This is a genomic window from Vibrio sp. E150_011, from assembly GCF_053544015.1.
Window position 1 is genome coordinate 12,623 of sequence record NZ_JBHFOL010000023.1, and the last position, 22,342, is coordinate 34,964.

At 44.7% G+C, this 22,342-nt stretch carries 30 protein-coding genes; 17 read left to right on the forward strand and 13 right to left on the reverse strand.

Going from position 1 to position 22,342, the window contains the following annotated elements; translation table 11 throughout:
- Window positions 1-89 precede the first annotated feature (89 nt).
- The 5 genes from argF (at window position 90) to ACE1OE_RS21985 (ending at window position 3,286) form a co-directional block, all read left to right on the forward strand.
- The gene (gene argF / locus ACE1OE_RS21965; RefSeq protein WP_102468204.1) at window positions 90-1,094 is read left to right on the forward strand and encodes an ornithine carbamoyltransferase; all 1,005 of its coding nucleotides are present in this window, start codon (window positions 90-92) and stop codon (window positions 1,092-1,094) included.
- A gap of 98 nt (window positions 1,095-1,192) precedes the next feature.
- The gene (locus ACE1OE_RS21970; protein WP_277869442.1) at window positions 1,193-1,315 is read left to right on the forward strand and encodes a hypothetical protein; all 123 of its coding nucleotides are present in this window, start codon (window positions 1,193-1,195) and stop codon (window positions 1,313-1,315) included.
- Between the two features lie 71 nt (window positions 1,316-1,386).
- Complete coding sequence (gene pyrB / locus ACE1OE_RS21975) at window positions 1,387-2,316, forward strand: aspartate carbamoyltransferase (RefSeq protein WP_102468203.1); 930 nt, start codon at window positions 1,387-1,389, stop codon at window positions 2,314-2,316.
- Window positions 2,317-2,328: 12 nt separating this feature from the next.
- Window positions 2,329-2,790 (forward strand): aspartate carbamoyltransferase regulatory subunit, encoded by a 462-nt coding sequence (gene pyrI, locus ACE1OE_RS21980; RefSeq protein ID WP_102468202.1) that lies wholly within the window; start codon window positions 2,329-2,331, stop codon window positions 2,788-2,790.
- A gap of 106 nt (window positions 2,791-2,896) precedes the next feature.
- Complete coding sequence (locus ACE1OE_RS21985) at window positions 2,897-3,286, forward strand: RidA family protein (protein ID WP_372062900.1); 390 nt, start codon at window positions 2,897-2,899, stop codon at window positions 3,284-3,286.
- A gap of 83 nt (window positions 3,287-3,369) precedes the next feature.
- Here the strand turns inward: ACE1OE_RS21985 and ACE1OE_RS21990 are convergent, their stop codons facing one another.
- From ACE1OE_RS21990 to mlaF, 8 genes are all read right to left on the reverse strand, one after another.
- Window positions 3,370-4,098, reverse strand: a complete 729-nt coding sequence (locus ACE1OE_RS21990) for a 1-acylglycerol-3-phosphate O-acyltransferase (protein WP_372062899.1) — start codon at window positions 4,096-4,098, stop codon at window positions 3,370-3,372.
- A gap of 71 nt (window positions 4,099-4,169) precedes the next feature.
- Window positions 4,170-5,435: a UDP-N-acetylglucosamine 1-carboxyvinyltransferase gene (gene murA / locus ACE1OE_RS21995; RefSeq protein WP_102468199.1), complete on the reverse strand. Its 1,266-nt coding sequence runs from the start codon at window positions 5,433-5,435 to the stop codon at window positions 4,170-4,172.
- 9 nt (window positions 5,436-5,444) lie between these two features.
- Entirely contained in the window at window positions 5,445-5,699 is a 255-nt protein-coding gene (ibaG, locus tag ACE1OE_RS22000; RefSeq protein ID WP_102468198.1) for a BolA family iron metabolism protein IbaG, read from the reverse strand.
- Between the two features lie 9 nt (window positions 5,700-5,708).
- A complete protein-coding gene (locus tag ACE1OE_RS22005; protein ID WP_449212293.1) occupies window positions 5,709-6,008 on the reverse strand; it encodes an STAS domain-containing protein in 300 nt (99 codons plus the stop codon).
- The gene (gene mlaC, locus ACE1OE_RS22010) at window positions 6,005-6,646 is read right to left on the reverse strand and encodes a phospholipid-binding protein MlaC (protein ID WP_372062897.1); all 642 of its coding nucleotides are present in this window, start codon (window positions 6,644-6,646) and stop codon (window positions 6,005-6,007) included. Before mlaC ends, ACE1OE_RS22005 begins: the two co-directional genes overlap by 4 nt.
- A gap of 4 nt (window positions 6,647-6,650) precedes the next feature.
- Window positions 6,651-7,139 (reverse strand): outer membrane lipid asymmetry maintenance protein MlaD, encoded by a 489-nt coding sequence (gene mlaD, locus ACE1OE_RS22015; RefSeq protein WP_449212294.1) that lies wholly within the window; start codon window positions 7,137-7,139, stop codon window positions 6,651-6,653.
- 17 nt (window positions 7,140-7,156) lie between these two features.
- Window positions 7,157-7,936: a lipid asymmetry maintenance ABC transporter permease subunit MlaE gene (gene mlaE, locus ACE1OE_RS22020; RefSeq protein WP_102468194.1), complete on the reverse strand. Its 780-nt coding sequence runs from the start codon at window positions 7,934-7,936 to the stop codon at window positions 7,157-7,159.
- A 1-nt stretch (window position 7,937) separates the two neighbouring features.
- Entirely contained in the window at window positions 7,938-8,732 is a 795-nt protein-coding gene (gene mlaF / locus ACE1OE_RS22025) for a phospholipid ABC transporter ATP-binding protein MlaF (RefSeq protein WP_102468193.1), read from the reverse strand.
- Between the two features lie 299 nt (window positions 8,733-9,031).
- Here mlaF and ACE1OE_RS22030 point away from each other — a divergent pair, with 299 nt between their 5' ends.
- The 12 genes from ACE1OE_RS22030 (at window position 9,032) to mgtE (ending at window position 18,252) form a co-directional block, all read left to right on the forward strand.
- A complete protein-coding gene (locus ACE1OE_RS22030; RefSeq protein WP_102468192.1) occupies window positions 9,032-10,000 on the forward strand; it encodes a calcium/sodium antiporter in 969 nt (322 codons plus the stop codon).
- A gap of 7 nt (window positions 10,001-10,007) precedes the next feature.
- A complete protein-coding gene (locus ACE1OE_RS22035; protein ID WP_449212306.1) occupies window positions 10,008-10,979 on the forward strand; it encodes a KpsF/GutQ family sugar-phosphate isomerase in 972 nt (323 codons plus the stop codon).
- On the forward strand, window positions 10,979-11,536 hold the full coding sequence (kdsC, locus tag ACE1OE_RS22040; protein ID WP_102468190.1) for a 3-deoxy-manno-octulosonate-8-phosphatase KdsC: 558 nt from the start codon (window positions 10,979-10,981) through the stop codon (window positions 11,534-11,536). The genes ACE1OE_RS22035 and kdsC overlap by 1 nt, the downstream gene beginning before the upstream one ends.
- On the forward strand, window positions 11,533-12,096 hold the full coding sequence (gene lptC, locus ACE1OE_RS22045; protein ID WP_372062894.1) for an LPS export ABC transporter periplasmic protein LptC: 564 nt from the start codon (window positions 11,533-11,535) through the stop codon (window positions 12,094-12,096). The genes kdsC and lptC overlap by 4 nt, the downstream gene beginning before the upstream one ends.
- Window positions 12,077-12,571 carry a lipopolysaccharide transport periplasmic protein LptA gene (lptA, locus tag ACE1OE_RS22050; RefSeq protein ID WP_102468188.1) on the forward strand — a complete coding sequence of 165 codons (495 nt, stop codon included), beginning with the start codon at window positions 12,077-12,079 and terminating at the stop codon, window positions 12,569-12,571. Before lptC ends, lptA begins: the two co-directional genes overlap by 20 nt.
- Window positions 12,572-12,582: 11 nt before the next feature.
- Window positions 12,583-13,308: an LPS export ABC transporter ATP-binding protein gene (lptB, locus tag ACE1OE_RS22055; RefSeq protein ID WP_102468187.1), complete on the forward strand. Its 726-nt coding sequence runs from the start codon at window positions 12,583-12,585 to the stop codon at window positions 13,306-13,308.
- Between the two features lie 45 nt (window positions 13,309-13,353).
- A complete protein-coding gene (locus ACE1OE_RS22060) occupies window positions 13,354-14,820 on the forward strand; it encodes an RNA polymerase factor sigma-54 (protein WP_372062892.1) in 1,467 nt (488 codons plus the stop codon).
- 25 nt (window positions 14,821-14,845) lie between these two features.
- Window positions 14,846-15,133 carry a ribosome hibernation promoting factor gene (gene hpf, locus ACE1OE_RS22065; RefSeq protein ID WP_102468185.1) on the forward strand — a complete coding sequence of 96 codons (288 nt, stop codon included), beginning with the start codon at window positions 14,846-14,848 and terminating at the stop codon, window positions 15,131-15,133.
- 1 nt (window position 15,134) lies between these two features.
- Entirely contained in the window at window positions 15,135-15,581 is a 447-nt protein-coding gene (gene ptsN / locus ACE1OE_RS22070; protein ID WP_102468184.1) for a PTS IIA-like nitrogen regulatory protein PtsN, read from the forward strand.
- A 56-nt stretch (window positions 15,582-15,637) separates the two neighbouring features.
- Complete coding sequence (gene rapZ, locus ACE1OE_RS22075; RefSeq protein ID WP_449212295.1) at window positions 15,638-16,495, forward strand: RNase adapter RapZ; 858 nt, start codon at window positions 15,638-15,640, stop codon at window positions 16,493-16,495.
- A 7-nt stretch (window positions 16,496-16,502) separates the two neighbouring features.
- Window positions 16,503-16,778 carry an HPr family phosphocarrier protein gene (locus tag ACE1OE_RS22080; protein ID WP_102468182.1) on the forward strand — a complete coding sequence of 92 codons (276 nt, stop codon included), beginning with the start codon at window positions 16,503-16,505 and terminating at the stop codon, window positions 16,776-16,778.
- Window positions 16,779-16,893: 115 nt separating this feature from the next.
- A complete protein-coding gene (mgtE, locus tag ACE1OE_RS22085; protein WP_102468181.1) occupies window positions 16,894-18,252 on the forward strand; it encodes a magnesium transporter in 1,359 nt (452 codons plus the stop codon).
- Between the two features lie 142 nt (window positions 18,253-18,394).
- Here mgtE and rplS read toward each other — a convergent pair whose 3' ends face one another.
- The 5 genes from rplS to ffh all read right to left on the reverse strand — a co-directional run bounded on the left by rplS (window position 18,395) and on the right by ffh (window position 22,227).
- Window positions 18,395-18,748, reverse strand: coding sequence for a 50S ribosomal protein L19 (rplS, locus tag ACE1OE_RS22090; protein ID WP_006074418.1), 354 nt, complete (start codon window positions 18,746-18,748; stop codon window positions 18,395-18,397).
- A gap of 49 nt (window positions 18,749-18,797) precedes the next feature.
- Window positions 18,798-19,547 carry a tRNA (guanosine(37)-N1)-methyltransferase TrmD gene (gene trmD, locus ACE1OE_RS22095; protein WP_102468180.1) on the reverse strand — a complete coding sequence of 250 codons (750 nt, stop codon included), beginning with the start codon at window positions 19,545-19,547 and terminating at the stop codon, window positions 18,798-18,800.
- A gap of 35 nt (window positions 19,548-19,582) precedes the next feature.
- Complete coding sequence (gene rimM / locus ACE1OE_RS22100; RefSeq protein WP_102468179.1) at window positions 19,583-20,137, reverse strand: ribosome maturation factor RimM; 555 nt, start codon at window positions 20,135-20,137, stop codon at window positions 19,583-19,585.
- A 27-nt stretch (window positions 20,138-20,164) separates the two neighbouring features.
- Window positions 20,165-20,413, reverse strand: a complete 249-nt coding sequence (rpsP, locus tag ACE1OE_RS22105; RefSeq protein WP_102468178.1) for a 30S ribosomal protein S16 — start codon at window positions 20,411-20,413, stop codon at window positions 20,165-20,167.
- Window positions 20,414-20,847: 434 nt separating this feature from the next.
- The gene (ffh, locus tag ACE1OE_RS22110) at window positions 20,848-22,227 is read right to left on the reverse strand and encodes a signal recognition particle protein (RefSeq protein ID WP_449212296.1); all 1,380 of its coding nucleotides are present in this window, start codon (window positions 22,225-22,227) and stop codon (window positions 20,848-20,850) included.
- Window positions 22,228-22,342 lie beyond the last annotated feature (115 nt).

Below are 22,342 nucleotides of genomic sequence, written 5' to 3' on the forward strand. Positions count from 1 at the left end.
GTTTTTTTACATCACGACAAAAATAAATATTCACTTTAAAAGCATTTATATGTATAAATAAACTACTTATTATTCACTAGGTACGGAACATGGCTTATAACTTACGTAATAGGAACTTCCTTAAGCTTTTAGATTTTACGCCCAAAGAAATCCAATTTCTTCTCGATCTTTCTTTGTCTTTAAAATCAGCAAAATATGCAGGGACAGAACAAAAGAAACTCGTCGGGAAAAATATTGCACTGATCTTTGAAAAAGCCTCTACCCGTACCCGATGTGCATTTGAAGTTGCCGCTTTTGATCAAGGCGCTCAGGTCTCATACCTAGGCCCTTCGGGCTCGCAAATTGGTCATAAAGAATCAATGAAAGATACCGCACGTGTCCTAGGTCGCATGTACGACGGCATAGAATATCGAGGATTTGGGCAAGAGATCGTTGAAGAGTTAGGTGCCCACGCTGGCGTACCGGTTTGGAATGGCCTAACCGATGAATTCCACCCTACGCAAATTTTAGCCGACTTCCTCACCATGTTTGAACACGGCAAAGGAAAACAGCTGCATCAAATGTCATTTGCTTACCTAGGCGATGCACGAAACAACATGGGTAATTCTCTAATGGTTGGGGCCGCTAAAATGGGGATGGACATTCGCCTAGTCGCCCCCAAGGCATTCTGGCCAGAACCAGAACTTGTTGAGGAATGCCAACAGATTGCTCTTAATACAGGAGCGACCATCACCCTAACAGAAGACGTCACTCAAGGTGTAGACGGTTGTGACTTTCTTTATACCGACGTTTGGGTCTCCATGGGTGAACCGGCCTCAGCTTGGGAGGAGCGTATTACTCTCATGAAACCATACCAAGTAAATATGGCGATGATTGAAGCGACGGGGAACCCCGATGTAAAATTCATGCATTGCCTACCCGCTTTTCATGATGACCAAACCACTATCGGCAAAGAGATAGCTGACAAGTTTAACCTTAATGGGTTAGAAGTCAGCAACGATGTCTTTGAGTCCGAGTATTCCATCGTATTCGATGAAGCAGAAAATCGCATGCACACCATAAAAGCCGTCATGGTCGCAACACTTGGCAGTTAATAAAAAGTGGCGAATTAACGCATAAACCTTTGATGTAATCGCTTGCGCTCACAATTGTTAAGGGTATAATTCTCCGCAATTTGTCAGGGGGATAGGACATGGCGCAACCGAGTTTCATTACATTGCTAGGCTTTCATACGTTGATTAGCTTTGATGCATTGCTAACTCGCGATAAGTACTTCGCTTATCACGCACCGGTATTATCTTCTTTTGATGACTAAGCCTCCCATTATGGGGGGCTTTTTTATGGCTGCTAACTCTGGTTTAGTTTTTAACTATAGGGAAGATAAACATGGCGAATACGCTCTACCAAAAGCACATTATCTCAATTCCTGAGCTGTCTCGTGATGAGCTCGAACTCATCGTAGAAACCGCAGGGCAACTTAAATCAACCCCTCGACCTGAGCTAATAAAAAACAAAGTCATTGCGAGCTGTTTCTTTGAGCCTTCAACCCGAACTCGCCTATCCTTCGAAACCGCAATCCAGCGTATTGGTGGTAGTGTTATTGGCTTTGATAGTGGCGGTAACACGTCCCTTGCGAAAAAAGGCGAAACGTTGGCAGATTCTGTGCAAGTTATCGCTTCGTATGTGGATGCCTTTGTCATGCGTCATCCACAAGAAGGCGCCGCACGCCTCGCTTCTGAGTTTTCAAACGGCACACCGGTTATCAATGCGGGTGACGGCGCAAACCAGCACCCTACGCAAACCTTGCTTGACCTGTACAGCATTTATGAAACCCAGGGTCGCTTAGACAACATCAATGTGGCTTTTGTTGGTGACCTAAAATATGGTCGTACCGTGCACTCTCTCACTCAAGCATTAGCAAAGTTTAATAACGTTCGCTTTTACTTCATCGCACCAGAAGCGCTCGCAATGCCAGATTACATCTGTGAAGAACTGGAAGAATCAGGCATCACCTTTAGTATGCATCAAGATATGGAAGAGGTCGTACCGGAACTCGATATCCTTTACATGACACGCGTACAGAAAGAACGCTTTGATGAATCAGAATATGCACATATAAAATCGGCTTACATCTTATCGGCTGAAACGCTGAAAGAAGCACGTGACAACCTAAAGGTGTTGCACCCACTTCCTCGTGTTGATGAGATTACCGTTGATGTCGATAAAACGCCTTATGCCTACTATTTCCAGCAAGCTGAAAATGGGGTGTACGCGCGTGAAGCACTATTGGCTCTCGTGTTAAATGAAACGTTGTAAGGCAGGTATAGCATGACAAGAGAAACACAACTACAAGTCGAAGCCATTAAAAATGGCACAGTGATCGACCACATCCCAGCGAACATCGGTATCAAGGTATTAAAACTGTTTGCTATGGACCAATCTCAGCAGCGCGTCACGATTGGTTTAAACCTTCCATCGTCGGCTCTTGGGTGTAAGGACTTACTCAAAATAGAAAACGTCTTTGTCAGCGAAGAGCAAGCAAACAAACTGGCTCTGTACGCGCCTAACGCGACCGTGAATCAAATCGAGAATTATGAGGTTAGTAAAAAACTGGCCTTAGCACTGCCTGAGCATATTAACGGTATATTTGAGTGCCCAAATAGCAATTGCATCACGCATAATGAGCCGGTAGAAAGTAGTTTTAAGGTGTTCGAGAAGCATAGTGATATTCGCCTGAAGTGCAAATACTGTGAAAAGGTATTTGCGAGAGAAATTCTTACTGAGCGCTAATCATCGTTATGTTATTAATCAAGCCGACTAAAAGTAGGCTTGATTTTTATTGGGGCTAGAGGCAGTCTAGTTCCTCTTATTCTTTTATCACAATGGAACACTAAGAATGACTAAAGTACTTCATACAGAATCAGCTCCTGCTGCCATTGGCCCTTATGTTCAAGGCGTCGACCTCGGTAATATGGTGCTAACCTCTGGTCAAATCCCAGTAAACCCAGTAACAGGGGAAGTATCAGACGATATTTCAGAGCAGGCACGTCAATCACTAGATAACGTTAAGGCTGTCGTTGAGTCATCAGGTCTTACTGTCTCTGATATTGTTAAGATGACGGTTTTTGTTAAAGATTTGAACGACTTTGGCACAGTGAATGAAGTCTATGGTAAGTTCTTTGATGAGCACCAAGTCGCTAACTACCCAGCTCGCTCATGTGTTGAAGTCGCACGACTACCAAAAGACGTGAAGATTGAGATCGAAGCTATTGCGGTTCGTAAGTAACGGCGACCTAAACGTTTCATCCGATACCAAAAAGGGTTGTTCACACAACCCTTTTTTTCACTCTCGGTGACCTTCCGCGATGATTACTTGCCCTTATTGAGCTCAATCACTTCTGCGTCAAGTTGTTCCAATTTCTGCACCATTTGCTCGCGGCAACGGTTAGCAAGTTCTCGAATGTCCTCTTTTGCACACCCTTCAACAGAAACGGGAGGCAGCATCTCAACAATGATATGCCCGTTATCCCATTTGTTGAACTTTAAGTGCGCCGTGCTACTACAAACAATCGGGATAATCGGTACATTAGCGCCAATCGCAGCATGAAATGCTCCGGTCTTAAATGGCAACATGCCTCGCCCTCTAGAACGCGTACCTTCAGGAAACATCCAGACAGATAAGTTGCTTTTTTTCATGCTATCGACAACTTGATCTATCGTTCCTTTCGCCTTACTGCGATTAGCACGGTCAATCAAAATGTTTCCGGTAAGATAGTAGAGCTGCCCAAAGAATGGCATCCACGCCAAGCTTTTTTTGCCTACGGTCACTACATTTGGAGTGACGGCCGAAGAAACGGTAAACAGGTCCCAGTTATTTTGATGGTTAGCAATATAGACATGCTGGCCACGGTGATACGCATCTTCAGGTAGCCTAAGTTCAAGTTTGATGCCAAACACCTTAGACATTGCGCCAAAATAACGTCCAAATCTAAATACATGCTTTGGGTTTCTTGGGCTTAATAAACAATACCCACAACCAAAAATGAACATGACGATAGCGAAAATAGCCACTGCAATACAGCGGAAAAAAGCAATCATTTTGTGCTCCGAAAAATCTCAAAAAAAAACCGAAACCTAACGATTTCGGCTCATCAATATCACTTAAAGTGCTATTCAGATGCTTGAACGCGAGTAATATTTGCGCCCAGTAAAGATAGCTTATCTTCAATCCTGTCGTAACCACGATCAATGTGGTAAATACGATCAACAATGGTTTCGCCTTTGGCAATACAACCCGCGATAACTAAGCTCGCTGAGGCTCGCAAATCTGTGGCCATCACTTGAGCGCCGCTCAACAATTCTACATCGCCACAGATAACGGTGTTACCTTCAATGTCTGCTTTTGCGCCCATTCGTATCAGTTCAGGCACGTGCATGAAGCGGTTCTCAAAGATGGTTTCGGTAATAACACCACCGCCTTTCGCCATGATATTTAATAGCGTGAATTGCGCTTGCATATCAGTTGGGAAACCAGGGTGTGGCGCAGTACGAATCGACACAGCCTTGAGGTCACGACCGGTCATATCAAGGGAGATCCAGTCCTCACCACTTTCCACCTTCGCACCGGCTTCTTCTAGTTTCGCAATAACTGCCTCTAGAAGATGTGCGCTGGTGTTACGGCAAACGACCTTGCCCCCTGATACCGCTGCGGCAACTAAAAATGTTCCTGTTTCAATGCGGTCTGCAACCACAGCGTGCTTACCACCAGACAAACGCTCAACGCCTTCGATAGTGATAGTATCAGTACCTGCACCAGAGACTTTAGCTCCTAATGCATTCAAGAAGTTGGCAGTATCGACAATCTCAGGTTCACGTGCGGCGTTATCCAGTACGGTTTTACCTTCCGCCAGTGTCGCAGCGCACATCACTGTGATAGTGGCACCCACACTCACCTTGTCCATCACGACATGCGCGCCTTTCAACCGGCCATCAACTTCTGCTTTCACATAACCATCTTCAAGCGTGATCGTTGCGCCTAGTTGTTCAAGGCCATGAATATGCAAATCGACGGGTCTCGCTCCAATCGCACAGCCACCCGGTAGGGATACTTGCCCTTTACCGAATCTAGCCACCAATGGACCTAAAGCCCAAATTGAAGCACGCATCGTTTTCACGAGATCATAGGGCGCACAAAGTTCATTAATTTCGCTGCCATCAACGTGCACGGAGCCGTTACGATGGACTTTTGCTCCGAGGCGCGTCAGCAGTTTCATCGTAGTATCGATATCACGTAGACGAGGCACATTGGAGACTTCTACCGGCCCTTCAGCCAAAATAGAAGCAAATAAAATAGGCAGTGCTGCATTTTTAGCACCTGAGATTGAAACCTCGCCTTGTAGCGGGGTTGTCGATCCAATAATTTGAAACTTATCCATTACTTAACCTTAAAGTGACATCAACTTTTTATCTCGAGCCCACTCTTCTGGAGTGAAAGCCTTGATCGAGACGGCGTGGATGTCGTTACGCTGAATATATTCCATCAGAGGCTTATAAATCATCTGCTGTTTTTTTACTCGGCTCATGCCTGCGAATTGAGCATCTACTGCAATCACTTCGTAGTGGCTACCTTCACCTTTAACATGCAGCTCTTCTAGGTTTAGTTCACTTTGCAATAGTTCCTGTACTTTTGTGCTATCCACAAGATACTCCTAAATGTGTTTCTCAATTACCGATTCAACATTACTTAGCTGAAACAACATTTTCAGCTCGTCGGGCACGAAGCTGAGCATTATATGACACTTTCGATTTTTTGCATGCTCTATTAAGTGAATTAGCATCACCATACCAGCAGAATCTATACGTTCTACCTCGTTAAGAGGTACATTAACGTTAGATTCTGGATAATTAAATACTTGCAATCGCTTCCAGAGCTTCGGGACCGTGTCCCGAGTCAGGGTGCCAACGAGTAGAATAGTGTCAGGTTCGCTAAACTCTACGCTCGCATTCACTGTCCGGACTTCCCTTCAAATTGAATTGACACCTGAGACAATGCTTCTAATTCTTCCGCCACCGAAAGTATCCCCTCACGGCGTATTTTTGTGTTCCATTCTGATTGCTTACTCGACAGTAAACTGATGCCTTCAGCAATCATATCAAACGCTTTCCAATCACCTGTTTTTTTATCTTTTCTCAATTTAAATTCAAGATTAATGTTCGGTCTTGGTGAATCCATTATGGTGACTCGAATGCCTGTAATCGTTGTTTTTTCATCAATCACTGGCGTTGGACCAAATTGTATCTCTTGCCCAGTATACTGGGTCAGGACTTGTGCATAAGAGGTCACCAAGTACTCACGAAAAGCTTTCGCAAATTCTAAGACGTCTTCTCGTTTCGCCCCTTTTAAGTTAGGCCCCAACAGTTTCAATGCCGCATAACGATCATTAACGTATGGCATCAACTCTTCTTCGACAACAACTTTCAAGTAATTAGGATCATCTTGGATTAATGATTGCTCTTCTGCCAATCTGGAAAAAGTGCGGTCGGCGACTTGTTTCATCATGTCGTAGGGCTTGCTCTTATCTATATCTTGAGCGGAAACACTAAACACACTGAAAATTAAAGCCAACATCATGCATATTCTGCTCATCTTATTACTCCTGTTTCGCATCATCAGACTTTCCACCGATGCTATAAAGCACTTGCCCTATCATATCTTCGAGTACTAACGCTGACTTAGTATCCTCAATGCGATCACCATCAACTAGATACGTCTCGTCATCGAAAATAAAACCAGGAACTAGGCCGATGTATTGCTCACCTATGAGTCCTGACGTGAGAATTTGTGCACTTGACGTCTCAGGGAATTGATATTCAGAATTGATAGCAAGGTTTACAACAGGTAAGTAGCTCTCTTTATCAAGGTGGATATCACTGACACGCCCGATAACGACCCCACCGACCTTGACAGGGGATCGAACCTTTAAACTACCGATATTATCAAACCGAGCTTGCAAGGTGTAAGTATCACTTGAGCCAACACCTTTAACGTCAGCCACTTGAAAAATGATAAACAAAATTGCGCAAAGTCCTGTCAGAACAAAGCCGCCCACCCACAATTCTAACTTTCGAGTTTGTTGCATTCAAAAATCCTTTATTCTCAACTTCCAAACATTAATGCAGTCATAACAAAGTCCAACCCTAAAACGGCCAATGATGAATGAACCACCGTTCTTGTCGTTGCTTGACTAATCCCCTCGGAAGTAGGAATGGCATCATAACCATTAAACAAAGCAATCCAGGTCACCGTGATGGCAAATACGATACATTTCAAGGCGCTATTACCGATATCTCGCCCCAGTTCGACCGATGACTGCATCGCAGACCAAAAACTACCATGATCAATGCCCTTCCATTCCACGCCGACGAGCTGTGCTCCCCAAATACCAATCGACATGAAGATCATGGCAAGTAACGGCATTGAAATAACACCGGCCCAAAAACGAGGGGCAACCACTCTTTTTATCGGATCAACGGCCATCATTTCCATACTTGATAACTGCTCTGTTGCTTTCATCAAACCGATTTCTGCCGTTAACGCCGATCCCGCGCGTCCTGCAAACAATAAAGCGGTAACAACGGGCCCAAGCTCTCGCAACAAAGACAAAGAGACCATTTGACCTAGGCTTCCTTCCGCACCGTAATCCACCAGCACCACATAACCTTGTAGGCTTAACACCATGCCAATAAACAAGCCGGATACGGTAATAATAGCAAGTGATTGAACACCCACACTGTAGAGTTGCTTGATCAATAAAGGAAAGTTCTTCACTGGCTGTGGTCTAGATAACAACACACCAAGCAACATAAACGTTGCCTTTCCCCACGATTGACAAGACATCAGTGTGCGATGACCGATTCTTTGTACAAACTGCAACATATTAAAAGAGGTCCTGTTCAAGTGGCTCCGCTGGATATCGAAACGGTACCGGTCCATCAGCGTCACCCACTAAAAACTGCTGAACCCTCGGGTCTGGGTTATTTCTAAGCGCTTCAGGTGTTCCTTTAGCAACAATTTTCCCATCGGCGAGTAAATACACCCAGTCAGCAATCGACATCACCTCTGGGACATCATGCGATACGACAATCGATGTCAAGTTAAGGGCGTTGTTTAATGAACGAATCAACTCAACTAACACTCCCATAGTAATAGGGTCTTGCCCAACAAATGGTTCGTCATACATGATCAAATCGGGGTCAAGGGCAATCGCACGTGCCAGTGCTGCTCGCCTTGCCATTCCGCCAGAGAGCTCACTTGGCATTAGCTGCGCAGCGCCTCTCAAGCCGACGGCTTCGAGTTTTAATAGAACTAATGTTCGTATTAATGCTTCAGATAGTTGCGTGTGCTCCCGAAGGGGAAAGGCAACATTGTCGAAAACCGTAAGGTCCGTAAACAACGCCCCGGATTGGAACAACATGCTCATTTTTTTTCGGACTTGATATAAGCGCTTGCGCGACAGCGTCGGAATATTGTCGCTTTCAAACCAAATTTCACCTTGGTCAGGGTATAGCTGCCCGCCGATAAGCCGTAGTAAGGTTGTTTTTCCAATTCCGGATGGCCCCATGATTGCTGTCACTTTCCCTTTCGGTACATGCAATTCAATATCATCAAAGATGACGTGTTTGCCTCTAGAAAATGACAACCCCTTCACGGAAACCAAGTCATTGTTTGACATACATTTCCTTATTAAAAAGCCTAAGTCCCTCAAGCCTTATATTCTAATGATAGCAGCCCATAATTAAAACCTTAAAATAGATAGCATTTACTTTCTATCGTCTGCACAGTCATTAGTTCATCACATTTTGAGCCATTAATGACCGTAACATTCAGGCGACAAACTAATTTCACACTATTATTAGCGTATATGGTTCTGAAACTGATTGTTATTTTATTTGTTGATTAGCTTCCATTTTAGGTGCTAAACCGTCAAAATTACCCGCCAAATATCTTAGAAAAAGTAACTGGAATTAAAGCATGCTTGAAGCAGTGGTGTTTCTTATTATTGGTCTTGTTTTCCTAGTGTGGAGCGCAGACAAACTCGTTTATGGTTCCGCTGCGCTTGCGCGAAACTACGGTATCTCACCGCTAGTCATTGGTATGACGATTCTGGCTATGGGCTCTTCTGCGCCCGAGATGATGGTATCAGCCACCGCAGCACTTGACGGAAAAACAGATACTGCCGTCGGGAATGTGCTCGGCTCTAATATTGCCAACATCGCTTTAATTCTCGGTATTACCGCGATGATAAAACCACTATCTATTTCTTCAGGTATTCTGCGTCGTGAACTCCCTCTGATGATTGCGGTCACATTAATTGCAGGTGTATTACTGTGGGATAGCCACCTAGGCTTTTATGAAGGTATTGTGCTGTTTGCACTATTTGGCGCTTTTATTCTCGCGATGATCCGAATCAGTAAGACAGAAAAAGCCAGTGGCGGTGATGTCATGCTAGACGACCAGGAATCGGAGATCCCTGAAGGCGTAAGTAACATCAAAGCCATTATGTGGGTGGTTATTGGCTTAATTATTCTACCTATTGCGGCCGATCGCCTCGTCGATAGTGCCGTCACCATTGCTCAATATTTTGGTATGAGTGATCTTGTGATTGGACTGACGATTATTGCGATCGGTACCAGCTTACCTGAATTAGCGGCCTCTCTGGCTGGAGTAATGAAGGGCGAAGATGATATGGCCGTCGGTAATATCATTGGCTCAAACGTATTTAACATCTTGGCTGTTATGGGTATTCCAGGTGTTTTAAACCCATCAATATTAAGCGAACACGCGATGGGTCGTGACTTTTGGGTCATGCTTGGGGTGTCTTTACTTCTTGTCGTGATGGCGCTCGGAAAATCGAAAAGCATTAACCGAATAGAAGGCTTCATCTTGTTTGCCTGCTTCCTAATTTACCAAGTCTATCTCTTCACCAACATGGCTGCGTAGGAGTCACATTATGTCTTCATTTGATTTTATTAGTGCAGCGAAACGCGTGCTAGACACCGAGGTTCTTGCTTTACAGCACCTAGAGCGCTATATCGACGAGCACTTCTCGGCCGTTTGTCACAGCATCCTCAACCATCAAGGTAAAGTTATCGTGATGGGTATGGGCAAATCTGGACATATAGGTAAAAAAATTGCTGCCACGCTTGCTAGTACGGGAACATCGGCATTTTTTGTGCATCCCGGCGAGGCAGCTCACGGCGACTTAGGCATGATTGAAGCCAAGGATCTCGTTATTGCAATATCAAACTCTGGTGAATCTCATGAGATCATCAGCCTATTTCCGGTATTCAAGCGTCTTGGTATTACGACCGTTAGCATGACAGGGAAGCCGGCGTCTACGATGGCTAAGCTTTCAGATCACCACTTACAGATTACGGTTCCAAAAGAAGCCTGCCCATTAGGGCTAGCACCAACCTCTAGCTCAACTGCTACACTCGTGATGGGGGATGCGTTAGCCATTGCCTTGCTGGAAGCGAGAGGGTTTAGTGAAGAGGATTTTGCATTGTCTCATCCGGGAGGTGCTTTGGGTCGCAAGCTGTTGCTAAAATTAAGTGACATAATGCATTCTGGTGATGCGTTACCACTCGTCACACCGAATACGTTGGTTCGCGACGCGTTGCTAAAAATCACGGATAAAGGCTTGGGGATGACTGCTGTCGTCAATGAATCACAACACTTGCTTGGTATTTTTACCGATGGTGATTTACGCCGAATCTTAGACAAGCGTATTGATATCCATACTACGAGTATTGGGGATGTCATGACGGTCTCTCCAACAACCGCGACCCCCAATATGCTTGCAGCAGAAGGATTACATCTGATGCAATCTAAAAATATTAACGGCCTAATTTTGCTAGAAGAGAACCGGGTTGTTGGTGCATTAAATATGCATGACCTACTCAAAGCGGGAGTGATGTAATGCCACAAACGATTGAAACGCTCTATGGTGCAATGGATAAAACCGCCTTCGCGCGAGCATCTGAGATAAAACTCCTCATTTGCGACGTTGATGGTGTTTTCTCTGACGGGCTTGTCTATATGGGTAATGATGGCGAAGAGCTTAAGACATTTCACACTAGAGACGGATACGGCGTCAAAGCACTCATGAGCGCCGGCATAGAAGTCGCCATTATCACAGGCCGCACGTCTAAGATTGTCGAGAATCGAATGACTGCGCTGGGGATATCGTTAATCTACCAAGGCCAAGATGATAAAATAGTGGCTTACAAAGACATCTGTGAAAAACTCAATATTTCAGCAGAACAGACCGCCTATATTGGTGATGACTTAATTGATTGGCCTGTTATGGAACAGATTGGACTGAGTGTGTGCGTGGCTGACGGCCACCCCCTTCTTGCCAATAAAGCTGACTATGTCACATCGATCCAAGGAGGACGAGGGGCAGTCAGAGAGGTGTGTGATATTATCCTTGAATCAAAAGGGCAACTCGAGCTTCATAAAGGTTTGAGTATATGAGTCTACCTCGTACTCTATATGCCGTATTGTTAATGATATCCCTTGGGTGTGGTTACTATCTTTATAGCAAAGAGGATAGTAATGTCATTCAGGTTACCCCTAATGTTGAGCTTCCTGCATTTAACGGCAAGAATCTACACAATATTTCTTACGCTGATAACGGCGTACGAAGCTACAGTATTAACTCAGCATATTTAGAGCACTTTTCAAAAAAAGGCGAAACCGTATTCGACCGACCTGTATTGAAGATTTATGTCGAGGGAACCACCCAAGAGTGGGAGATTTCAGCGGCGACCGCCATTCTCGATAAAAAAGACGTATTAACCCTGTATGACGATGTAATTGCTAGAAATTTGCTTGATGAGTCAGGTTTCGATACCTTATCAACAGACCAGATGAGCATTCAGTTAGACAATCGGGATTTTTGGGCTGATACTAACGTTCTAATGTTAGGCCCACAGTTTGAAACGCGTGGTGATGCGATGAAAGGAAACTTCGCAGATAACCTCGCAGAGCTTTACAACAAAGTGAATAGTAAATATGAAACTCTCACACCTTAGTCTTGGGCTTTGCCTGTTTTTACCAGTCGCCGCTTATGCACTTTCGACGGATACGGAACAACCTGTGTATATCGACTCCGATACTCAACAGCTTGATATGAAAAGTAACAAGGTTACCTTTGCTGGCGATGTAAAACTAAAACAAGGTAGCATCAATATTAATGCTGACACGATCATTGTCACGCGAGAACCTAAGACCGGCGCATTGCAGGTTATTGAAGGGTTCGGCGATCTTGCGACATTTTCTCAGCTCACCGATGATGGTAAGACATTGTACGGTGAAGCTAAAGAGCTTCACTATGCCTTGAAAGACGACCAATTAACGATGACCAATCAAGCGATGTTGTCGCAAGACGGTAGCATTATCAAAGGAACAAAAATTCGCTATAGAATTTCGTCACAAAAATTGATCGCAGATGGTAGCCCTAACGAACGTGTGTCGACCGTTCTTCAACCTCAACCAGCTCAAGAGTAGTACTTCGGAATATGGCGCTATTAAAAGCAACGCATTTAGCAAAAAGTTATAACAATAGAAAAGTCGTCACCGATGTGAGCTTGTCTGTAGAGTCAGGTCAGATTGTTGGATTGCTGGGCCCTAATGGCGCGGGAAAAACGACATCTTTTTATATGATAGTAGGCCTTGTTGCTCGAGATGAAGGTTCGATTACCATTGATGACGAAGACATCAGTATTTTACCGATGCACAGTCGAGCAAAAATGGGGATCGGTTACCTGCCACAAGAAGCCTCTATTTTTAGAAAGCTAAGCGTGGAACATAATATTCTAGCCGTATTAGAAACACGTAATGAGCTCACCCAAGAAGAACAACAGGATCGCCTTGAGGATCTTCTCGATGAGTTCAATATTCAACATATCCGAAAAAGCGCGGGCATGGCACTCTCTGGTGGAGAGCGCCGTCGTGTAGAAATTGCACGAGCCTTAGCTGCGAACCCGCAATTTATTCTACTTGATGAGCCTTTTGCAGGGGTTGACCCCATCTCTGTTATCGATATCAAAAAAATCATCGAACACCTAAGAGATAGAGGCCTTGGCGTATTAATTACCGACCATAATGTCCGTGAGACGCTGGATGTCTGTGAAAAAGCCTACATCGTCAGCCAAGGTCACTTGATTGCTGAAGGCACACCGGAAGATGTTCTCAATAATGAACATGTAAAACAGGTTTATCTCGGTGAACAATTCCGACTATGATTTAATAGTCAGGTATCATATTTATTAATAGGCCAACAAGACTGCATGAAACCCTCATTACAACTTAAGCTAGGTCAACAGTTAGCAATGACACCACAACTGCAACAAGCAATTCGCTTATTGCAGTTGTCGACGCTCGACCTTCAACAAGAAATTCAAGAGGCTTTGGACTCCAACCCACTACTTGATGTTGAAGAAGCAACCGACGAGCCGCCTGCTAATGAAGAAAAAAACAACCTAGAGAGTAAAGAGGAATCCAGTCCAGAGCTCAGCAGTGAGCCGGAACCTAAAGACAGCTCAGAACTGATCGAGTCTTCTGAGATTACCAACGACCTCGAAATCGACACGACATGGGATGACGTTTACAGCGCAAACACCGGCAATACGGGTATCAGCGTCGACGATGACCTTCCTATATATCAAGGTGAAACCACACAATCACTGCAAGATTATCTTATTTGGCAGCTAGACCTAACCCCATTCTCAGAGACAGACCGAGCCATTGCACTCGCCGTGATTGATGCAATCGATAGCCAAGGTTACCTCACTCAATCGTGCGAAGAACTACTTGAAAGCGTAGATATAGACGATCTTGAACTGGATGAAGTCGAGGCGGTACGCAAACGCATTCAACAGTTTGACCCACTCGGTGTCGCCTCGGTTAACTTACAAGATTGCCTTTTACTTCAACTGGCGACGTTTCCGGAAGATACGCCTTGGTTAGCCGAAGCAAAATTAGTCCTGTCTCATCACATCGATCAATTAGGCAATCGCGATTACAAGCTCGTCATTAAAGAGACTAGACTGAAAGAAACAGAACTGAGAGAAGTACTGTCACTTATTCAACAGCTCGACCCTCGTCCTGGCAGCAAAATCACCCCAGATGAGACTGAGTATGTCGTTCCAGATGTGTCTGTTTTTAAAGACAGAGGCAAGTGGGTGGTTCAAATAAACCCCGACAGCGTACCTCGATTGAAAGTCAATCAACAGTATGCACAATTAGGGACAGGAAACAGCCCAGATAGCCAATATATTCGCTCTAACCTTCAAGAAGCTAAATGGTTGATTAAAAGCTTAGAAAGCCGTAATGAGACACTTCTTAAGGTTGCGAAATGCATTGTTGAACATCAACATGACTTCTTTGAATATGGTGAAGAAGCGATGAAACCTATGGTACTCAATGATGTGGCATTAGCCGTCGATATGCATGAATCAACGATTTCAAGAGTGACCACTCAGAAATATATGCATACACCTCGTGGTATTTTTGAATTGAAGTACTTCTTTTCAAGCCATGTTTCTACAGATAATGGCGGTGAATGCTCGTCAACCGCCATTCGAGCACTGATCAAAAAACTTGTCGCTGTCGAAAATACAGCCAAGCCTTTGAGCGATAGCAAAATCGCCGCTCAGTTAGCTGACCAGGGTATTCAAGTTGCTAGACGCACTATCGCTAAGTATCGAGAGTCGCTGGGTATCGCCCCTTCTAGTCAGCGTAAACGCCTACTTTAAGGCCAATAACCAAAAAGGAAAGTCTATGCAAATTCAAATCCAAGGCCACCATGTTGATCTTACTGAGTCAATGCAAGACTACGTTAATGACAAATTTCATAAACTAGAACGCTTTTTTGATCATATAAATACCATTCAAGTGATATTACGAGTTGAAAAATTAAACCAGATCGCTGAAGCTACGCTCCACATCAATCACGGTGAAATTCATGCGGCGGCAGAAGATGAGAGTATGTATGCGGCCATCGACTCACTCGTCGATAAGCTCGTCCGACAATTGAATAAGCACAAAGAAAAAATAAGTAATCACTAAAATGCAAATAAGTGAAGTATTAACATTGGACTGCACCAAGAGTGCAGTCCCTTGTACCAGCAAAAAGCGCGCACTCGAGATCATCAGTGAAATCGCGGCACAAAAGACAGGTCAGAACTCTACAGAGTTGTTTGAGTGCATGTTGAACCGAGAGAAAGTAGGCAGCACGGGTATCGGTAACGGTATCGCCATCCCTCATGCGCGCATGCAAGATAGTGACAAGGCAATAGCGGTCCTTTTGCAGTGTAACGAACCGGTTGAGTTCGACTCTATCGATAATCGACCTGTTGACCTCATGTTTGCGCTTTTAGTTCCAGATGCTCAATGTAAAGAGCACCTCAAAACCTTGTCTTGCATGGCCGAACGCCTGAACGACAAAACCGTCCTTAAGCAATTGCGCAAAGCACAAAGTGATCAAGAGCTCTACGACATCATTGTCAGTCACTAACGGTGCGGCATCGAAATAAATATACTGAATCGAATTAAACATACTGAGTCAAGATTATGAGATTGGTCGTTGTAAGTGGGCATTCTGGAGCCGGTAAAAGTGTTGCGCTCCGAGTTTTAGAAGATTCTGGTTATTACTGCGTTGATAACCTCCCCATCGATCTGCTCGAACATTTTGTTGAGAGCACGAAAGACTCCCAACAAAATGTGGCGGTCAGCATCGATATTCGCAACCTTCCTGACAATCTCAAACAGCTCAGCCTCAAGCTCGATGAGCTCGCAAAGAGTCATGATGTTAAGGTCCTCTTTCTTGACGCAACTAAGCCAGTTCTACTGACTCGCTATAGTGAGACAAGGCGAATCCATCCTCTATCGCAACAAAAAGAGAAGCTATCACTCGAGCAAGCCATTGATCTTGAGCATAAGCTGTTAAAGCCCATTAAAGAGCAAGCTGATTACCTTATCGACTCCAGTCATCGCTCGATTCATGACCTTAGTGAAACGATTCGCATTGAGCTCGAAGGAAAAGAGAAAAAAGAATTGGTGATGGTATTCCAATCTTTTGGATTCAAATACGGTATGCCAAACGATGCGGATTACGTGTTTGATGTTAGGTTCTTACCTAACCCCCATTGGCAACCTGAATTGAGACCTTTAACAGGGCTCGATGCACCCATTAAGTCATTTCTAGAGTCCCACCCAGAAGTGATTGAGCTAAAACTGCAAATACAGCACTTTATCGAGCGTTGGCTACCAATGTTAGAAAAAAACAATCGCAGCTATCTGACGGTCGCTATAGGCTGCACTGGCGGCAAACACCGCTCAGTCTATATCGCACAGCAAATCGGTGAGTACTTTGCTCACTGCGGCCAGCAAGTCCAAATTAGACACGCGTCACTAGAGCAGCATCAATAGGAGTCTCATGTCTACATCTCGAACTGTCTTGATTCAAAACCGCTTAGGGCTCCATGCACGGGCGGCCGTTAAACTGGTAGAGCTTGCGCAAAGTTTTAACGCCACCGTCACCATTTGTAATCACGAAAATAAAGAAGCGACGGCTGATAGCGTCATGGGGTTACTGATGCTGGAATCCGCGCAGGGTGAATTTATCACGATTAAAGCGGATGGCCCTCAATCCAATGATGCACTCCAAGCCGTGTGTGAACTGGTTGAACACCGTTTTGATGAAGACGAATAAACCAAATTCTTAACGAGTAAAAATATCACACAGTCATTCATACGTTGTTATTAATTAACGTGTAGAATTAAACTAATATTCAATAAATTAAAGCAGTTAAGTTCAAGGGGCAGCCATGGCAGAGCAAATAGAATTCGACCAAGCTCACCAAACTCTCCAAGAAGTAAGCGAGGCCCTAGAAAATGGTCGCTTTGTTTACGTACGCAGACAGCTTCAGGATATGGAACCTGAAGACATTGCCCACCTTCTCGAGGCCTCACCTCGTAAAAGTCGCGACGTCCTTTGGCAACTCACCGATCCTGAAGATTATGGCGAAATTCTTGATGAATTAAATGAAGACGTCAAAGATAATCTCGTCTCGAAGATGGCTCCAGAGAAGCTGGCAGAAGCCACTGAAGGCATGGACACGGACGATGTTGCCTATGTCTTGCGAAGCTTACCTGATGACGTCTCACGAGAAGTTCTTTCTCAGATGGATAGTGCCGATAGGCAGCGGGTTGAAACCGCCCTATCTTATCCAGAAGACAGCGCCGGCGGTATTATGAATACCGACGTCATCACGATCCGTGGTGATGTCGATGTAGACGTTGTTCTTCGTTATCTACGCATGCGTGGTGAGCTTCCTGAAGCCACTGATGCCCTCTATGTCATCGATGAAGAGAGCATGCTAATAGGACACTTATCTCTCAGCACCATCTTGACCACTCAACCTGACGTAAAGGTTATCGATGTCATGGATGACGCAGACGAGGCTATCCATGTGGAAACCAGTGATTCTGACGTTGCCTCCTTGTTTGAACGTCGAGACTGGGTCTCAGCACCAGTAGTAGATAGTGACCACCACCTTGTTGGTCGTATTACTATCGATGATGTGGTCGATATCATCCGAGAAGACGCTGAGCACTCAATGATGAGCATGGCAGGGATGGATGATGATGAAGATACATTCGCACCTGTCGTCAAATCAGCAAGGCGTCGAAGCGTATGGCTTGGTGCCAACGTCCTAGCAGCACTTGCTGCGGCTTCTGTATCTAATATGTTTGAAGCCACCTTAGAGCAAATGGCCGCTATCGCCGTGCTGATGACGATTGTCCCATCGATGGGTGGCGTCGCCGGAAATCAAACGGTGGCCTTGGTCATCCGTGGGTTGGCACTTGGTCATATTGGTGACAGTAACAAGCGAGAGCTGCTCTTAAAAGAAGCCGCTATCGGCTTTTTGAATGGTATTCTTTGGGCACTGATCATCGGAGGCATCGTCGTCGCCTGGAAGGGCAACTGGATGTTAGGGGGTATAATTTCCGCCGCCATGCTAACCAACTTGCTGGTCGCCGGGATCGCTGGTGTAACCATCCCGATATTCTTAAAGAAAATGAATATCGACCCCGCACTCGCTGGCGGAATGGCATTAACCACCATCACTGATGTCATCGGTCTATCTGTCTTTCTCGGCTTGGCAACGATCCTGCTAACTTAAGGTACCAGCAAAACGCACCTATTTTGCTAGCCTTATGCATCTGCAGGCGTTACACAACACACATTATATCAACGATATTTAGATAAAAAAAAGCGGAGCCCTAGGGGCTCCGCTTCTATTTGAGAACGCTAGTTTAATAGCATTACTTCTTAGCAAGTTTCTCTTTGATACGAGCTGACTTACCAGAACGCTCACGTAGGTAGTACAACTTGGCACGACGTACTGCACCACGGCGTTTAACTTCGATGCTATCAACCATTGGAGAGTGAGTTTGGAACGTACGCTCAACACCTTCACCGTTCGAGATTTTACGAACTGTGAATGCAGAGTGAAGACCACGGTTACGAATAGCGATTACAACGCCTTCGTATGCCTGTAGACGCTCACGGTCACCTTCTTTTACTTTTACCTGAACTACAACAGTGTCACCTGGTGCAAATTTAGGTAGGCCTGATTTCATTTGCTCTTCTTCAAGAGCCTTGATGATGTTACTCATGTTCTTAAATTCCTAGAATAAACTGATACTAAAATAAATAGGTTACTGCTTACTTTTTATCTAAGCGATACGCTTTAATAAATTCGGCCAGTAATTGTTCCTGTTCGTCAGTCAGAGCTAGGTTTTCCAGGAGCTCCGGTCTTCTTAGCCAAGTACGGCCCAACGACTGTTGTAGTCGCCAGCGACGAATGTCTTTGTGATTTCCAGACTTCAATACACTCGGTATTTCTAGTCCATCCAACACTTCAGGGCGCGTATAATGCGGACAATCCAGCAAGCCATTTGCAAAAGAATCTTCTTCTGCTGACGCGAAATCTCCAAGTACCCCAGGTATAAACCGAGACACTGAATCAATTAGCGTCATGGCTGGGATTTCCCCACCCGTCATCACAAAATCTCCAATTGACCATTCTTCGTCAACTTCAGTTTGGATGATGCGCTCATCTACCCCTTCATAGCGACCACATATCAACACAAGGTTGTCGTTCTTCGCTAATTCCTCTACCCCTTGCTGATCGAGTTTTCGACCTTGGGGAGAGAGATAGATCACTTTCGTCTTACCCGGTGACGCAGCTTTGGCTGTTTGAATGGCATCGCGCAAAGGCTGAACCATCATTAACATACCAGGACCACCACCGTAAGGTCTGTCATCGACAGTGCGATGTTTGTCTTGAGTGAAATCACGAGGATTCCATGTCTCAATAGACAGCAGACCTTTTTTAACCGCTTGACCTGTTACTCCGTAGTCAGTAACGCTGCGGAACATGTCTGGAAACAGGCTAATTATGCCAACCCACATCTGTTCTCTCGCTCTATTGGTTACCAGCTACTGGATTAGAATCCAGGATCCCAGTCAACTTCGATCCGTCGAGCTTCGCGATCAACATTTTTGATCACTTGCTCTTCAAGGTACGGTACCAACCGTTCCTTTTGCCCGAAAGCATCTTTAAGATTTGCTTTCACTACCAAAACATCGTTTGAACCAGTTTCCAACATATCGATTACTTCACCTAAGTCGTAACCTTTTGTGGTAAACATTTTCATTCCAAACAATTCACGCCAGTAGAATTCATCTTCTGACAGCTCAGGCAGCACCGCTGGGTCGATTGCAATTTCAAAGTTAGTCAGTAGGTGAGCTTCTTCTCGAACCTCTAAACCTTCTAGTTTACACACCATAGCTTTGTTATGACGCTTCCAACTTTCAACCTTAACCTCAACCCATTTGCCCTTTTGGTTAATATACCAAGGGCTGTAATCAAAAAGGTTTTCAGGATCGTCTGTATAGGAAAAAACTTTAAGCCATCCACGAATGCCATAAGTAGAACCGAATTTACCTACAACAATTCTTTCGCTTTGGTTACTCATCGTGTCTTTACCTTTCATCGACATACTGCTTACTGCTTACTGAGCTAATAATTAAGCCGCTTTTTGAGCGTCTTTAACTAGCTTAGCTACGCGGTCAGAAACTGTAGCGCCTTCGCTAACCCAGTGGTTAACGCGCTCTAGATCTAGACGTAGGCCTTCTTCTTGACCTTGAGCAGTTGGGTTAAAGAAACCTACTTTCTCAATGAAACGACCAGTTGCAGCATTGCGGCTATCCGCAACTACGATTTGATAGAATGGACGCTTCTTCGCGCCGTGACGTGCCAAACGAATGGTTACCATATCGTCCTCTTTGCTTTCTCAATAATAAAAATGACCTCAGAAGTGTTTCTCTTATGAAAAACCTGAGGTCTCGTGCCAAATAAAGCCCCGGAATTTTACTCTTATTCGGATTCAATGCAAGATATTTAGCTATTTTTTCACCAGCATAAAGTGACGGCGAGAGGTGTGATTGAGTTAACAGTTTGAAAACTAACATCACTACGTAGTGAAACCTCATAGCAGTACTGATTAAAAAACAAACAAAAGAACAATATTAGACGCCGTTACTGCCATCAGATTTGCTCAACGACACTCAAGCAATAACGCGTTGCCTTGCATAAAAAACGGGTTACAACACCAAACGGCGTGTAACCCTATATTTGTACTCGGTATGCTTATGTTATTTTCTTGCTCGAACAAGCAAACATTTCATAAACGCGGTAGCCAAATGCCAATTAACGGCCGAACGGATTAAAACCGCCGCCACCGCCGCCACCCATCATGCCTTGCATGTTACGCATCATGCCGCGCATGCCACCTTTTTGCATTTTCTTCATCATTTTTTGCATTTGGGTAAACTGCTTCAGTAAACGATTCACATCTTGGACTTGAGTACCAGAACCCGCTGCTATACGTTTTTTACGTGAGCCTTTGATAAGCTCTGGACGCTGACGCTCTTTCATGGTCATAGAGTTGATGATAGCTTCCATTTGCTTAAACATCTTGTCATCAACTTTGTCTTTCACATTATCGGGAACATTAGACATGCCTGGCAGCTTGTCCATCATTCCCATCATGCCACCCATGTTTTGCATCTGACCAAGCTGTTCACGGAAATCTTCAAGGTCAAACCCTTTCTTTTCCTTGAATTTCTTCGCCATTTTTTCGGCTTTATCGGTATCAACATTGCGCTGTAAATCTTCAATAAGAGACAGCACATCGCCCATGCCCAAAATACGAGACGCAACACGGTCAGGGTGAAACGGTTCTAACGCGTCGGTTTTCTCACCAACACCCAAGAATTTTATCGGTTTTCCCGTAATGTGACGCACAGATAATGCAGCACCACCACGCGCATCACCGTCGACTTTAGTCAGAACGACACCGGTTAACGGCAGCATGTCACCAAATGCCTTCGCGGTGTTCGCCGCATCTTGACCCGTCATGGCATCAACAACGAATAAAGTCTCTACAGGATTGATGGCAGAGTGAAGATCACGAATCTCTTCCATCATCTCGTGGTCGACGGCTAAACGACCCGCGGTATCGACAATCAATACGTCGTAAAATTTCTTCTTCGCGTGCTCAATTGCATTGTTAGCAATATCAATAGGCTTTTGGTCAGCGGAAGATGGGAAGAAGTCCACACCAACATCGCTCGCGAGTGTTTCTAGCTGTTTAATCGCAGCTGGACGGTAGACATCGGCAGAGACGACTAAAACTTTCTTCTTTTCGCGCTCGTGGAGCATTTTAGAAAGCTTACCGACACTGGTCGTTTTACCGGCACCTTGTAAGCCTGCCATCAAGATAACGGCAGGTGGCTGTGCAGCGAGATCTAACGCTTCGTTAGATTCACCCATAACAGATTCAAGCTCTGCTTGAACTATCTTGATGAATTCTTGACCTGGCGTCAGTGATTTAGAAACTTCAACACCAACAGCACGCTCTTTAACACCTTTCACAAATTCGCGAATAACTGGTAAAGCAACATCGGCTTCCAGAAGTGCCATGCGGACTTCGCGTAGCGTGTCCTTAATATTCTCTTCGGTCAAACGACCTTTACCGCTGATGTTCTTCAGCGTTTTGGATAGACGATCCGTTAAATTCTCAAACATTTTTTTCTCTTCGCTTAAAAATTGCGATCAATTATGGTGAGTATACCTTAGCCAGCGATCAGAGTCATACTTAACAAGATCAAATACTAATCAATACTTTTTACATATGACGTAG